Below are 13,854 nucleotides of genomic sequence, written 5' to 3' on the forward strand. Positions count from 1 at the left end.
CTGATGCTGCGCACGATGATGAAGTCCAAGATCCACCGGGCCACCGTGACCCAGGCCGATCTCCACTACGTCGGTTCGGTGACCGTCGACGAGGACCTCCTCGACGCCGCGGACCTGCTGGCCGGCGAGCTCGTCCACATCGTCGACGTGACCAACGGCGCCCGCCTCGAGACGTACACCATCGCCGGCGAGCGCGGCTCGGGCGTCATCGGGATCAACGGCGCTGCCGCCCGCCTGGTGCACCCCGGCGACACGGTGATCCTCATCGGCTACGGCCAGATGGAGACCGCGGAGGCCAAGGAGCACCAGCCGCACGTGGTGTTCGTCGACAACGACAACAAGATCCTGGCCACCGGCTTCGACCCCGCCGAGACGTTCGGCGACAAGTCGCTGAGCCGCGGCGACCTGATCACTCGATAACCTGCGCGAATGACCTCCCACCGGCCGGTCCCGGCGCGCCTGCGCGCGCCGGCGCCCGGATGGACCACCCGTGCCGACGTCGTCGTGGTCGGCTCCGGCATCGCCGGGCTCACCGCAGCCCTGCGGATCCACGCCGCCGACCCGACGCTGCACCTCACCGTCGTCACCAAGGACGTGCTCGCCGCGGGCTCGACCCAGTGGGCGCAGGGCGGCATCGCCGCCGCCCTCGGGCCCGGTGACACTCCCGAGCAGCACGAGCGCGACACCCTCGTCGCCGGAGCGGGTGCGTGCGACGTCGAGGCCGTCCGGGTCCTGGTGACCGAGGGGCCCGAGGCCGTGCGCGAGCTGATCGCCCTCGGCACCCAGTTCGATCACCACCCTGACGGCGAGCTGTCGCTGACCCGCGAGGGCGGCCACCACCGCGACCGCATCGCGCACGCCGGCGGCGACGCGACCGGTGCGGAGATCCAGCGCGCCCTGATCGCCGCCGTCGAGCGGGCGCCGGAGATCGAGGTCATCCAGCACGCGCTCGCCGTCGACCTGCTGCGCGCCGCCGACGGCGGCGTCGCCGGGCTGACCGTCCACGTGCTCGGCGAGGGCCAGCGCGACGGCGTCGGCGCGGTCCACTGCCGCGCGGTGGTGCTCGCCTCCGGCGGGCTCGGCCAGGTGTTCAGCCAGTCCACCAACCCGTCGGTCTCCACCGGCGACGGCATGGCGGTCGCCCTGCGCGCGGGCGCCCGGCTGCGCGACCTCGAGTTCGTCCAGTTCCACCCGACCGTGATGTGGCTCGGGCCCGACTCGCAGGGCCAGCAGCCGCTGATCTCCGAGGCGGTCCGCGGCGAGGGCGCCTTCCTCGTCGACTTCGAGGGCCAGCGCTTCATGCAGGGGCAGCACGAGCTCGCCGACCTCGCCCCGCGCGACGTGGTCGCCAAGGCGATCACCCGCCGGATGATCGAGACCGGCCAGCCGCACATGTGGCTCGACGCCCGCCACCTCGGGCTGGGCGCGAGCGGAGCGAGCCACGACGGTGATCGAGTAGGCGGTGAGGAACGAGCCGCCGTATCGAGATTCTGGGAGCGCCGCTTCCCGACCATCCTCGGCGTCTGCCGCGAGCACGGCGTCGACCCGGTCACCGACCTGATCCCGGTCGCGCCCGCGCAGCACTACGCCTCCGGCGGCGTCGCGACCGACCTGTGGGGCCGCACGAGCGTCCCCGGCCTGTACGCCACCGGCGAGGTCGCCTGCTCCGGCGTCCACGGCGCCAACCGGCTCGCGTCCAACTCCCTGCTCGAGGGCCTGGTGTTCTCCCGCCGGATCGCCGAGGTGCTGCCGGGCGAGCTGCGCGACTGGGCCGAGCCCGCCCCCGACGACCGTCCCGAGGGTCTCGTCGACGGCCAGCGGCGCCGGTCGATGCAGGACGTGATGACCTCCCGCGTCGGCGTGCTGCGGCAGGCCGACGGGCTCGCCGAGGCGCTCGCCCTCCTCGCCACGCTCGACCCGGGCACGCCCGAGGTCGAGCCCGCTGCGTGGGAGACCACCAACCTGCTCGCGATCAGCACCGCCCTCGCCGAGGCCGCCGCCCTGCGCACCGAGACCCGCGGCTCCCACTGGCGCGAGGACTTCCCCGACCGCGACGACACGAAGGCCGGGCACATCGACTCCTGGCTCGACGACGGCGCCATCCGGGTCGAGTGGACCCATGCGCCGTCGACCGACCCCTCGACGACAGGCGTGCACGCATGACGAGCCTCGACGACGTACCCCTCGAGCTCCGGGACGAGCTGACCGCGGCCGAACTCGACCCCGACCACATCTGGGACCTGGTCGCGCGCGCCGTCCGCGAGGACCTGCCGGACCTCGCGACGGACGACCCGACGAGCTCGTCGACCATCTCGCCCGACGCCCGTGGCGAGGCAGTGTTCGCCGCGCGCGAGCCCGGTGTGGTCGCCGGCCTCGGCGTCGGCGCGGTCGCCTTCTTCATGCTCGGCGCCGACGCCACGATCACCGACCGCGTGCCCGACGGCACCCGTGTCGCGAAGGGCGACGTCGTCATGCGGATCACCGGCCTGACCCAGCGGATGCTGGTCGCCGAGCGCACGGCGCTCAACCTCGCCTCGCACCTCTCGGGCGTCGCGACCGCGACGGCGCACTGGGTCGACGCGCTGGCCGGCTCGCCCACCCGCGTCCTCGACACGCGCAAGACGCTGCCCGGCCTGCGCGCCCTGCAGAAGTACGCCGTCCGCTGCGGCGGCGGCGTCAACCACCGCTCCAGCCTCCAGGACATGGCGATGATCAAGGACAACCACGTGATTGCCGCCGGGGGAGTGCTGCCGGCGCTCGACGCCATCCGCGGCCGCCACCCGGGCCTGCCGGTCGAGGTCGAGGTGACGACGCTCGACCAGCTCGACGACCTGCTCGCGCTGCCCGAGCCGCCGGAGCGGATCCTGCTCGACAACATGTCCGACGAGCTGATGGCCGATGCCGTCCGTCGTACGGCTGGGCGGGTGCCGCTCGAGGCCAGCGGCGGGATCACCCTCGAGCGTGCCACGCGCATCGGCGCCACCGGTGTCGACTTCGTCTCGGTCGGCGCGCTCACCCACTCCGTGACCGTCTTCGACCTCGGCATGGATCTCGTGGAGCAGCCATGACGCTCCTCTGCGCCGACATCGGCAACAGCCACACGTTCCTCGGCCTGCTCGACGGCGACGAGGTCACCGCCCACTGGCGGGTCAACACCGACGAGCGCCGCACGGCCGACGAGTGGTCGGTGCTGATCCGCGGCCTGCTGGCCGACCGCCTCGACGACGTCGACGGCATCGCGGTATGCGCGACCGTCCCGGCCGTGCTGCACGAGTGGCGCGAGATGCTCGACCGCCACTTCGGCGAGGTCACCGCGATCGTCGTCGAACCCGGCGTGAAGACCGGCATCTCCGTTCTGATGGACAACCCGCGCGAGGTCGGCTCCGACCGGATCGTGAACTCGCTGGCCGCCGCGACGCTGCACGGCGGCGGTCCGGCGATCGTGGTCGACTTCGGCACCGCGACGACGTTCGACGTGGTCAACGCCAAGGGCCAGTACGTCGGCGGCGCGATCTCGCCGGGCATCGAGATCTCCCTCGAGGCGCTCGGCCGCCGCGGCGCCCAGCTGCGCAAGGTCGAGCTGGCGCGCCCGCGCTCGGTGATCGCCAAGAACACCGTCGAGGCGCTGCAGAGCGGCATGGTGTTCGGCGTCGCCGCCCAGGTCGAGGGACTCGTGGCGCGGATGATCGCCGAGCTCGGCGTGCCGACCGAGGACGTCACCGTCATTTCGACGGGACATCTCGCGGCTCTTCTCGTCGATGATTGCGCTTGTTTCACCGTGCATTCCCCGTGGCTGACGCTCCAGGGTCTCCGCCTCGTATTCGAGCGCAATTCCTGAATTGAATCGTCAGGACGTTCCTGACCGGCATTGGCGACTTCTTTGTGCTCGGCACTCTTTGCTGCCACACTGCATTTACCCCTGAATGCGAAAGCAAAGGAATTCGAAATGGCACAGAAGGTCAACATCGTTCTCGTGGACGACCTCGACGGAACCGAGGCCACCGAGACGGTGTCCTTCGGTCTCGACGGCAGCAACTACGAGATCGACCTCAACGATGCGAATGCGTCGGCTCTTCGCGAGGCGCTCAGCGGCTACGTCGGCCACGCCCGCAAGGTCACGGGCGCGTCGCGGCGCGGTCGCAAGGCCGCGAGCAGCTCCTCGTCCAACACCAAGGACGTCCGCGAGTGGGCCAAGGCGCAGGGCATGGAGGTCTCCGAGCGCGGCCGCATCTCCGCCGACGTGCAGCAGGCCTACGACGCCGCCCACTGACGTACGACATCACCTCCAGGCACCACCTCAGGCACCGCTACACGTGTCCGGGACGTCGCCCTCGGCAGCCTGCCGCAGGGGCGACATCCCGGACACGTGTGATTTCGGGGGCAGCGATTTCGTTCGCTGATAGCGGACGCTCTCGTGCATGGGGCGGGAACACGTAGGCTGATGTCGGGCGTTGAGCCCAGTGTTCGCACCCCGGCCCTGAGCCGGACCCGCGGACCACGCAGACGTAGAGGAGCGCACATGTTCGAGCGGTTCACCGACCGAGCCCGGCGAGTTGTCGTGCTGGCCCAGGAAGAGGCCCGCATGCTCTCCCACAACTACATCGGGACCGAGCACATCCTGCTCGGCCTCATCCACGAGGGTGAAGGCGTCGCTGCCAAGGCGCTGGAGTCCCTCGACATCTCCCTGGAGGCCGTGCGCGCCCAGGTGGAGGAGATCATCGGCCAGGGCCAGCAGGCCCCGTCCGGCCACATCCCGTTCACGCCGCGCGCCAAGAAGGTGCTCGAGCTCTCGCTCCGCGAGGCGCTCCAGCTCGGCCACTCCTACATCGGCACCGAGCACATCCTGCTCGGCCTGATCCGCGAGGGCGAGGGCGTCGCCGCCCAGGTGCTGCAGAAGCTCGGCGCCGACCTCAACCGGGTCCGCCAGCAGGTCATCCAGCTGCTCAGCGGCTTCCAGGGCAAGGAGTCGGCCACGGCCGGCGCCCAGACCTCCGGCTCCGGTGGCGAGGCTCCCTCGAGCTCGCTGGTCCTCGACCAGTTCGGCCAGAACCTCACCCAGGCCGCCCGCGAGGGCAAGCTCGACCCGGTCATCGGTCGCGAGCAGGAGATCGAGCGCGTGATGCAGATCCTGTCGCGCCGCACGAAGAACAACCCCGTCCTGATCGGCGAGCCCGGCGTCGGCAAGACCACGATCGTGGCCGGCCTGGCGCAGGACATCGTCAAGGGCAACGTGCCCGAGACGCTGAAGGACAAGCAGATCTACACCCTCGACCTCGGCGCCCTGGTCGCCGGCTCGCGCTACCGCGGTGACTTCGAGGAGCGCCTCAAGAAGGTCCTCAAGGAGATCCGCACCCGCGGCGACATCGTGCTGTTCATCGACGAGATCCACACCCTCGTCGGCGCCGGCGCGGCCGAGGGCGCGATCGACGCCGCGTCGATCCTCAAGCCGATGCTGGCGCGTGGTGAGCTCCAGACCATCGGTGCCACCACCCTGGACGAGTACCGCAAGTACCTCGAGAAGGACGCCGCGCTCGAGCGCCGCTTCCAGCCGATCCAGGTGCAGGAGCCCTCGATCGCGCACACCATCGAGATGCTCAAGGGTCTCCGCGACCGCTACGAGGCACACCACCGCGTCACCATCACCGACGAGGCCCTGGTCTCCGCGGCCACGCTGGCCGACCGCTACATCTCCGACCGGTTCCTGCCGGACAAGGCCATCGACCTCATCGACGAGGCCGGTTCGCGACTGCGCATCCGCCGGATGACCGCTCCGCCGGACCTGCGCGAGTACGACGACAAGATCGGCGACGTGCGGCAGCGCAAGGAGGCCGCCATCGACGGGCAGGACTTCGAGGCCGCGGCCCGCCTGCGCGACGAGGAGAAGCAGCTCACCGCCCGCCGTGCCGAGCGCGAGAAGCAGTGGCGCGCCGGTGACCTCGACGAGATCGCCGAGGTCGACGAGGAGCTCATCGCCGAGGTGCTGGCCGTCGCGACGGGCATCCCGATCGTGAAGCTTTCGGAGGAGGAGTCCACCCGTCTGCTCAAGATGGAGGACGAGCTCCACAAGCGGGTCATCGGCCAGGAAGAGGCCGTCAAGGCGCTCAGCCGGGCGATCCGTCGTACGCGTGCGGGTCTGAAGGACCCCAAGCGTCCCGGTGGTTCGTTCATCTTCGCCGGCCCGTCCGGCGTCGGAAAGACCTGGCTGTCCAAGACGCTCGCCGAATTCCTCTTCGGTGACGAGGACGCGCTGATCCAGCTCGACATGAGTGAATTCTCCGAGAAGCACACCGTGTCGCGCCTGTTCGGTTCGCCGCCCGGATATGTCGGTTACGAAGAGGGCGGCCAGCTCACCGAGAAGGTGCGCCGCAAGCCGTTCTCGGTGGTGCTCTTCGACGAGGTCGAAAAGGCTCACCCCGACATCTTCAACAGCCTGCTGCAGATTCTCGAAGAGGGTCGCCTGACCGATTCCCAGGGTCGCGTGGTCGACTTCAAGAACACCGTGATCATCATGACCACGAACCTCGGCACGCGTGACATCTCCAAGAGCGTCAACCTCGGTTTCGGCCAGAGCGCCGACGCCGCGGGCTCCTACGAGCGGATGAAGAGCAAGGTGTCGGAGGAGCTCAAGCAGCACTTCCGCCCCGAGTTCCTCAACCGTGTCGACGAGATCGTCGTGTTCCCGCCGCTGTCGCAGGAGCAGATCGTGGCGATGGTCGACAACATGATCTCCGCCGTCGAGCTGCGCATGAAGGACCGCGACATGTCGCTCGAGCTCACCCAGGACGCCAAGGCGCTGCTGGCCGAGCGGGGCTTCGACCCGGTCCTCGGTGCCCGGCCGCTGCGCCGCACGGTGCAGCGCGAGATCGAGGACGTGCTCGCCGAGAAGATGCTCTTCGGTGAGGTCGGCCCCGGCCAGATCGTGCTGGTGGACGTCGAGGGCCAGGGCCCGGAGGCGAAGTTCACCTTCAAGGGCCAGAAGAACTCGGCCGTGCCCGACATGCCGCCGTTCGAGACCGCCGACCTGGCGATCGAGCCGCAGCGTGACGACGAGGGCAACCTCGAGGGCCCGGACGACACCGCCGGCCCGACGGACGTGCCGAAGTCCAACGAAGCCTGACCTGCTTCACCTGATCACCCCCGGAGCGCCCAGCGCCCCGGGGGTGATCTGCGTCTGAGTCGGCGCATCTGCACGCGCTACGGGCGTCGAGTCGGCTCATCTGCACGGCGGACGTGTGCGGATGCGCCGACTGGGTCTTCTCTGGGTGTGCAGATGAGCCGACTGGATCTTCTCTGGGTGTGCAGATGAGCCGACTCGGTCAGGTGGGGAGGGACCAGCGGCCAGCGCCGACCTGCGTCAGCAGGCCGTCGGCGACGAGGCCTTCGAGGCAGCGCTCGCGCTGCTCGGCCTGCGGCCACGCCGCCTCGACCTGGGTGTCGGTGACCACGTCGAGGTCGCGGGCCAGAGCCATGATCCGACCGCGGCACTGCCGGTCGGTGCCGGCCCAGGCCTGCCCGCGGCGGGGCGGGCCGTCGTACGCCGGGAAGCCGGCGCCGCGCCACGCGCAGAGCGTCGCGACCGGGCACGCCTCGCAGGACGGCTGGCGGGCCGTGCAGACGAGCGCGCCGAGCTCCATCGTCGCCACCGCCCAGGTCGCGGCGGTGGCCTCGTCGTCGGGGAGGAGCGAGGTGGCGAGGTCACGTTCGGCGCGGGTCACCGCGGCCGCGGGGAACTCCTCGCCCGCCACGGCGCGGGTGAACACCCGCCGGACGTTGGTGTCCAGCACCACGTGGCGCTGGCCGAAGGCGAAGCTGGCGATGGCCGAGGCGGTGTAGTCACCCACGCCGGGCAGCGCCAGGAGGTCGTCGTACGACGCCGGGACCTCGCCGTCGTGGCGCTCCACGATCGCGACTGCCGCGGCGTGGAGGCGCAGGGCTCGGCGCGGGTAGCCGAGGCGGCCCCACATCCGCACTGCCTCGCCCGTGGAGTCGGCGGCGAGGTCGGCCGGCGACGGCCAGCGCTCGAGCCAGGCGGCGTGCATCGGCAGCACCCGGGCGACGGGCGTCTGCTGGAGCATGAACTCGCTGACCATCACCGACCACGGGGACGCGCCGACGCCGCGCCAGGGCAGCTCGCGGGCGTGGTCGTCGTACCAGTCGAGCACGGCGTCGTGCAGCGCACGGGTCGAGGGGGCGTCCATCGTCGGCGATCCTAGGGACCCACTGAGCAATCCCGCCTGCTGCGCGCCGTGATGCGGCACGCTGGCGGCCCCAGGAGCGCTCGAAAGGCACCCAGCCTGCCTTCGCGCACCTGGCTTGCCAGCGCACTCGCCTCACGACGCTCGCGACGGCGCTATTGCTCAGTGGGTTCCCAGGTGAGCCGGTGCGCCTCCGCGGAGACGGGCCGTCGGCTCCCTACCCTGAGCCCATGGCGACGACAGTGCGACCGCGGGGGCCGCTGCCGGCCCGGGTCTACTGGATCCGGCGCCTCGTCGTGCTCGCCGTGCCGCTCCTGCTGGTCTTCGTGCTCGCGCGGGTGCTCGGCGGCTCGTCCGACGGCAAGGACGCCGATGAGGGCACCGCCACGCAGGCCGGCGCCGCGATCGAGACGTCCGACGCACCGGTCGCCGGCCCGACGGCCGACCCCGGCGCGACCGGGAAGAAGGGCAAGAAGGGCAAGCGCAGGAACCAGGAGACGACGCCTCCCGCGCCCGTCCTGGCCGAACCCAGCGGGCCGTGCACCGACTCCGACATCGTCGCGACCCCGGCCATCACCTCGGCCGCCGGCGGGGTCGACGTACCGATCACGATCAACCTGCGCACCGTCGTCAGCGAGGCGTGCACCTGGCAGGTGTCCCCGCAGACGCTCACCCTGACGATCACCAGCGGCAGCGACTTCATCTGGAGCACCCGCGAGTGCCCCGCCGCGATCCCGGTCCAGGACGTGGTGGTCCGCCAGGCGGTCGACACCCCGGTCATCGTCACCTGGAAGGACGCCAAGCGCTCGGACGAGACCTGCTCGGGTCGTACGGAGTGGGCGAAGCTGGGGTTCTACCACGTCGAGGCGGCCGCCCTCGGCGGCGACGGGACCGACGTGCAGTTCGAGCTGGTCGCCCCCCAGCCCGGGGTGATCACCAAGACCGCCGACCCGCAGCAGGGTGGCAAGAAGGGCAAGAACGGCGACACCACCCACACCCCCGGCGAGGACGGGACGGGCAACGGCGAGGGCTGACTCGGCGCAAAGTTTGCGCCGACTCGGCGTACGTCGGTCGGTCGAGCGATGCGTGGCGCAGGTCTTCGCCCGTCAGAACGTGTCTCAACGCACCGCCGCCTTGCTCGCGGCGGACACGTGTCCGAGATGCCGCCCTTCGCGCCACGGTTCGAGGGCAGTTCCTCGGACACGTGTGGATGGAGGGGTACGTCGGCGAGGCGGGCGTCGAACCTCCGAAAGCCTCTGCCTCCCCAAGGGATTTCGACGCGCCCGTCGCCGCTTCGTGCCTCAGCGGCGGGGCTTGCTCAATCTGGCCGAGCCCACGCCCCGAGCTTCTTCGTCGCTCGCGGCTGCTCGTCTCATCAGATGTAGCGCTCGGTGATGCTGGACTCGGCGAGGCGGGAGAGGCCCTCGCGAACGCTGCGAGCGCGGAGCTCGCCGACGCCCTCGACGGCCTGGAGGTCGTCGATGCCGGCGGAGAGCAGCTGCTGGAGGCCGCCGAAGTGCTCGACGAGCCGGTCGACGACGGAGGCGGGGAGGCGCGGGACCTTGGCGAGGAGGCGGTAGCCGCGCGGGGCCACCGCGGCGTCGAGGTGCTCGGCCCCGCCGAGACCGATGGCGCGGGCCACGGCCGCGGGGTCGACGAGCTCGGTCGGCGAGAGTGCCTCGAGCTCGGCGAGCTGGGTCTCGGGGTTGGTCGGGCGGCGGCGACCGCCGGGGAGGTAGTCGCGGACCACGAGCTCGCGCTCGGCGTCGACGCCGGTGACGAGCTCCTCGAGCTGGAGGGAGAGCAGGCGGCCGTCGGTGCCGAGCTCGAGGACGTAGTCCTCGATCTCACGGGCGATCCGGATGACCATCTCGAGGCGCTGCGCGACCACGGCCACGTCACGGACGGTGACCAGGTCCTCGATCTCGAGTGCCGACAGGGTCGCGGACACCTCGTCGAGGCGCAGCTTGTAGCGCTCGAGCGTGGCCAGGGCCTGGTTGGCGCGGGAGAGGATCTTGCCGGAGTCCTCGAGGACGTGACGGATGTCGCCGACGTAGGCCGCGATGATCTGCATGGACTGCGAGACCGAGATGACCGGGTGCCCGGTCTGCTTGGCGACCCGCTCCGCCGTACGGTGCCGGGTGCCGGTCTCCTCCGACGGGATGGTGTGGTCGGGCATCAGGTGGACGGCGGCGCGGTGGATGCGGGTGATGTCCTTGTCGACCACGATCGCGCCGTCCATCTTGGCCAGCTCGCGCAGGCCGGTGGCGGTGAAGGGTACGTCGAGGGTGAACCCACCCGTGGAGATCGAGTCGACCGTCTTGTCCTGCCCCAGCACGATCAGGGCGCCGGTGCGGCCGCGGAGGATCCGCTCGAGCCCGTCGCGCAGCGGAGTGCCGGGTGCGATCGAGGCCAGGGTCGCGCGCAGCCGCAGCTGGTCGTCGATGCGCTCTGCCACCGGTCCTCCACGAGTCGTCTCGGCGCACCCCCGTGCACCGTCCGGGGTGAAGTGTAGGGGCCCGAGGTCAGAGAGGCGGGGTGAGTTCGAGAGTCAGGAGCGCTCCGAACACGTCGTCGACCTCGATCACCCGCAGCCCGTCGACCGTGCGGTGGCTGGGGATGCCGCGCTCGCTGGCCAGCCTGCGCCCGCGGGGGACCACCGCCACCTTGAACCCCAGCCGGGCGGCCTCCGAGATGCGCTGCGGGAGGTCGCGCACCCGGCGCAGCTCGCCGGCGAGACCGATCTCCCCGATCGCGACGGCTCCGCGCGGCGCCGGGACGCCGAGGTGGGAGCTCGCCACGGCGACCGCGATGGCCAGGTCGGCGGCCGGGTCGTGCAGCTTCGCGCCGCCGACCGTGGCGACGAAGGTGTCGCTGCCGGCGATCCGCAGCCGGGCGTGGCGCTGGAGCACCGCGATGACGATGTCGACCCGGGAGGACTCCACCCCCGAGACCGTACGACGTGGGCGCTCGAGCGGCGACGGCGTGAGGAGCGCCTGCACCTCGGCCAGCAGCGGCCGGCGCCCCTCCATCGTCACGGCCACGCACGTGCCGGCGACGTCCTGCGTGTGGTGCTCGACGAAGAGCCCGGTGGGGTCGGTGACGGCCTGGATGCCCTCGGAGGAGAGGTCGAAGCAGCCGACCTCGTCGACCGGGCCGTAGCGGTTCTTCATCGCGCGGACCATGCGGAAACGGGAGTTGCGGTCGCCCTCGAAGTGGAGGACGACGTCGACGAGGTGCTCGAGCACGCGCGGGCCGGCGATCGAGCCGTCCTTGGTCACGTGGCCGACGAGCATCGTGGTGATGTTGCGCGTCTTGGCGACCCGGATCAGCGCGGCGGCGACCTCCTTGACCTGGGTCACGCCACCGGGGACGCCGTCGATGCCGGAGGCGCCGATCGTCTGGACCGAGTCGACCACCAGGAGCGTCGGTCGCACTTCCTCGATGTGGGTCAGCACGGCGCCGAGGTCGGTCTCCGCGGCGAGGAACAGCTCGTCGTGGACGCCGCCGGTGCGGTCGGCGCGCAGCCGCACCTGGGCCGCGGACTCCTCGCCGGTGACGTAGAGGGTGCGCTGCCGGGTGCGGGCGGTCTGCGCTGCCACCTCGAGCAGCAGGGTGCTCTTGCCGACGCCGGGCTCGCCCGCGAGCAGGATCGCCGCGCCGGGCACCAGTCCGCCGCCGAGGACGCGGTCGAGCTCGGGCACGCCGCTGGAGCGCGCCACCGACTCGGTGATGGCGACCTGGCCGATCGGCACGGCGGGCGTGGAGACGGGACCGGCTGCGGCGCGCAGCGTCGGCGTGCCGGCCTCGGCGACGGACCCCCAGGCCTGGCACTCGCCGCAGCGGCCGACCCACTTCGCGGTCTCCCACCCGCACTCGGAGCAGCGGTAGGAGGAGCGCGTCTTGGCCTTGGTCGACATGGTCGTCACGCTAGGCGACCGCACCGACAACGCCGGGGAGGCGTCTCCGGGACAGCAGGGCCGCGATCTCGACGAAACGCGTGCGCGCGTGCGCTCACACCATTCCCGTCGGGGATCGCGGGGTCGGCGCCGTTGCCGAGCACGACGCCGTGCTGAGGACCCCCAGCAGGCCGGCGAGCCGGACGGCGCGGGACGTGCTCCTCATGACCCGGATCCTCCCAGTCCCGACCCACCAACCGGTCTGGACCATTTCTCCACAGGCAGTCGCCCAGGCTGTGGATCACCGCCAGAACCTGTGGACGGTACGCCGTCCAGCTGGGGACGAGGACGTCCCATCCGTGGACGGACCCGTGGACAGCGAGACCGCCGCAGATCGAGCCGCCGGACCCCTTGCGCGGCCCCTCGCCGACCACGTAGAACTTCTCCCACGTCGCCCCGCAAGGGGAGGCGGGATGGCTCGGAGACGAGGGTCCATCCGGGCGGGAGGCTTCGGCCGACCGGCCGCCGTGACTGGGTGACGCAGGCGCGGGGACCAACGAGGAAGAGGCATCGACCGGAGGTCGTCACATGATCCGGTCACCTGGAGGGCCCTTGCGACTCATACTCGCGAGGGCCCTTCGTCCATTTGCCGCGCAGGCGTCGGCTTATGCTGACGGCCTTGGATCGATCAAGGGGGTGCCGGCATGGGGCGCAACGAGAGGGTCGGCAGCCAGCTGCCGGTCACTCCTCCGACGCTCGCGGACGTTGCCGAGCGCGCCGGCGTCTCCCGCCAGACGGTCTCCAACGCGGTCAACAACCCCGACCTGCTCCGCCCCGACACCCTGGAGCGGGTCCGCCAGACCATCGCCGAGCTCGGCTACTCGCCCAACCGCGCGGCACGCAACCTCCGCACCCGCACGTCCTCCCTCATCGGCCTGCGCTTCGCCCCCGCCCAGGAGGGCACCGCCAACGCCGCGATGGACCGGTTCGTCCACTCGCTGGTGGAGGCCAGCGAGGAGGTCGGCTACCACGTGCTGCTCTTCCCCGGTGACGACGAGGACCCGGTCGGGGGCTACGACAACCTGCTCCGCTCGACCGCGGTCGACGCCTTCGTCGTCACCGACACCTACCTCGGCAACCCGCAGGCGGCCTGGCTGAGCCAGCAGCGCGCCCCCTTCGTCGCCTTCGGCCGCCCGTGGGACGACGAGGAGGCCCGCCACGTCTGGGTCGACGTCGACGGAGCCGCCGGCATCCGGCTGGCCACCCAGCACCTCATCGACCGCGGCCACACCCGCATCGCCTGGATCGGCTGGCGCAAGGACTCCCCGATCGGCGAGGACCGGCGCTCCGGCTGGCTGCAGACCATGCACGCCAACGGCCTCTCCACGACCGGGCTCGCCTCGCGCGTGGAGGATGTCGTGCACAGCGGCGCCGAGGCCGCAGCCGTCCTCCTCGACGAGTCGCAGCCCACCGCCTTCGTCTGTGCGTCCGACACCCTCGCGATGGGCGTGCTCCACACGCTCTGGATCCGCCAGCTCGCGCCCGGCACCGACATCGCGGTCGTCGGCTTCGACGACTCCCAGGTGGCGCAGGTCTTCCCGGTCGGCCTCACGTCCGTACGCCAACCGCTCGAGGACGTGGCGGTCGAGATCGTCAAGGCCCTGCGTGCGCTGCTGTCGCACCAGGTCGTGGAGGAGCGGGGCGTGCTCCTCGAGCCGACGCTCGCGATCCGCGAGTCCAGCTAGCGGGTCAACCGAGCC

The 13,854-nt window shown here is 71.3% G+C and carries 11 protein-coding genes; 8 read left to right on the forward strand and 3 right to left on the reverse strand.

The annotated features are described in order from the left end of the window. Window positions 1–3 precede the first annotated feature (3 nt). The 6 genes from panD (at window position 4) to J2X46_RS19300 (ending at window position 7,117) form a co-directional block, all read left to right on the forward strand. Window positions 4–420: an aspartate 1-decarboxylase gene (gene panD, locus J2X46_RS19275; RefSeq protein WP_310253427.1), complete on the forward strand. Its 417-nt coding sequence runs from the start codon at window positions 4–6 to the stop codon at window positions 418–420. Between the two features lie 9 nt (window positions 421–429). Beyond that, window positions 430–2,163 (forward strand): L-aspartate oxidase, encoded by a 1,734-nt coding sequence (locus tag J2X46_RS19280; RefSeq protein ID WP_310253428.1) that lies wholly within the window; start codon window positions 430–432, stop codon window positions 2,161–2,163. Continuing rightward, window positions 2,160–3,068: a carboxylating nicotinate-nucleotide diphosphorylase gene (gene nadC, locus J2X46_RS19285; protein ID WP_310253430.1), complete on the forward strand. Its 909-nt coding sequence runs from the start codon at window positions 2,160–2,162 to the stop codon at window positions 3,066–3,068. The genes J2X46_RS19280 and nadC overlap by 4 nt, the downstream gene beginning before the upstream one ends. Then, window positions 3,065–3,838: a type III pantothenate kinase gene (locus tag J2X46_RS19290; RefSeq protein WP_310253432.1), complete on the forward strand. Its 774-nt coding sequence runs from the start codon at window positions 3,065–3,067 to the stop codon at window positions 3,836–3,838. The genes nadC and J2X46_RS19290 overlap by 4 nt, the downstream gene beginning before the upstream one ends. A 108-nt stretch (window positions 3,839–3,946) precedes the next feature. Beyond that, complete coding sequence (locus tag J2X46_RS19295) at window positions 3,947–4,270, forward strand: Lsr2 family protein (RefSeq protein ID WP_310253434.1); 324 nt, start codon at window positions 3,947–3,949, stop codon at window positions 4,268–4,270. 249 nt (window positions 4,271–4,519) lie between these two features. Continuing rightward, on the forward strand, window positions 4,520–7,117 hold the full coding sequence (locus J2X46_RS19300) for an ATP-dependent Clp protease ATP-binding subunit (protein ID WP_310253436.1): 2,598 nt from the start codon (window positions 4,520–4,522) through the stop codon (window positions 7,115–7,117). Between the two features lie 199 nt (window positions 7,118–7,316). On the opposite strand, the gene J2X46_RS19305 is transcribed toward J2X46_RS19300, so the two are convergent. Then, a complete protein-coding gene (locus tag J2X46_RS19305; protein ID WP_310253437.1) occupies window positions 7,317–8,198 on the reverse strand; it encodes an A/G-specific adenine glycosylase in 882 nt (293 codons plus the stop codon). Between the two features lie 227 nt (window positions 8,199–8,425). On the opposite strand from J2X46_RS19305, the gene J2X46_RS19310 reads away from it, so the two are divergent. After that, complete coding sequence (locus J2X46_RS19310) at window positions 8,426–9,229, forward strand: hypothetical protein (RefSeq protein WP_310253438.1); 804 nt, start codon at window positions 8,426–8,428, stop codon at window positions 9,227–9,229. Between the two features lie 341 nt (window positions 9,230–9,570). Here the strand turns inward: J2X46_RS19310 and disA are convergent, their stop codons facing one another. Further along, the gene (disA, locus tag J2X46_RS19315; protein WP_310253440.1) at window positions 9,571–10,653 is read right to left on the reverse strand and encodes a DNA integrity scanning diadenylate cyclase DisA; all 1,083 of its coding nucleotides are present in this window, start codon (window positions 10,651–10,653) and stop codon (window positions 9,571–9,573) included. A gap of 67 nt (window positions 10,654–10,720) precedes the next feature. Beyond that, window positions 10,721–12,115, reverse strand: a complete 1,395-nt coding sequence (gene radA, locus J2X46_RS19320; protein ID WP_310253441.1) for a DNA repair protein RadA — start codon at window positions 12,113–12,115, stop codon at window positions 10,721–10,723. 683 nt (window positions 12,116–12,798) lie between these two features. Between radA and J2X46_RS19325 the strand changes: the two genes are divergently transcribed. Continuing rightward, window positions 12,799–13,839, forward strand: a complete 1,041-nt coding sequence (locus tag J2X46_RS19325; RefSeq protein WP_310253442.1) for a LacI family DNA-binding transcriptional regulator — start codon at window positions 12,799–12,801, stop codon at window positions 13,837–13,839. Window positions 13,840–13,854: the final 15 nt, after the last annotated feature.

The organism is Nocardioides sp. BE266 (assembly GCF_031457855.1).
In the GTDB taxonomy this organism is placed as follows: Bacteria; Actinomycetota; Actinomycetes; order Propionibacteriales; family Nocardioidaceae; genus Nocardioides.

Coding starts and splice junctions, on each gene's coding strand:
- panD (WP_310253427.1), top strand. CDS start 4: ATGCTGCGCACGATGATGAAGTCCAAGATCCACCGGGCCACCGTGACC.
- radA (WP_310253441.1), bottom strand. CDS start 12,115: ATGTCGACCAAGGCCAAGACGCGCTCCTCCTACCGCTGCTCCGAGTGC.
- J2X46_RS19310 (WP_310253438.1), top strand. CDS start 8,426: ATGGCGACGACAGTGCGACCGCGGGGGCCGCTGCCGGCCCGGGTCTAC.
- J2X46_RS19295 (WP_310253434.1), top strand. CDS start 3,947: ATGGCACAGAAGGTCAACATCGTTCTCGTGGACGACCTCGACGGAACC.
- J2X46_RS19280 (WP_310253428.1), top strand. CDS start 430: ATGACCTCCCACCGGCCGGTCCCGGCGCGCCTGCGCGCGCCGGCGCCC.
- J2X46_RS19300 (WP_310253436.1), top strand. CDS start 4,520: ATGTTCGAGCGGTTCACCGACCGAGCCCGGCGAGTTGTCGTGCTGGCC.
- J2X46_RS19305 (WP_310253437.1), bottom strand. CDS start 8,198: ATGGACGCCCCCTCGACCCGTGCGCTGCACGACGCCGTGCTCGACTGG.
- nadC (WP_310253430.1), top strand. CDS start 2,160: ATGACGAGCCTCGACGACGTACCCCTCGAGCTCCGGGACGAGCTGACC.
- J2X46_RS19325 (WP_310253442.1), top strand. CDS start 12,799: ATGGGGCGCAACGAGAGGGTCGGCAGCCAGCTGCCGGTCACTCCTCCG.
- J2X46_RS19290 (WP_310253432.1), top strand. CDS start 3,065: ATGACGCTCCTCTGCGCCGACATCGGCAACAGCCACACGTTCCTCGGC.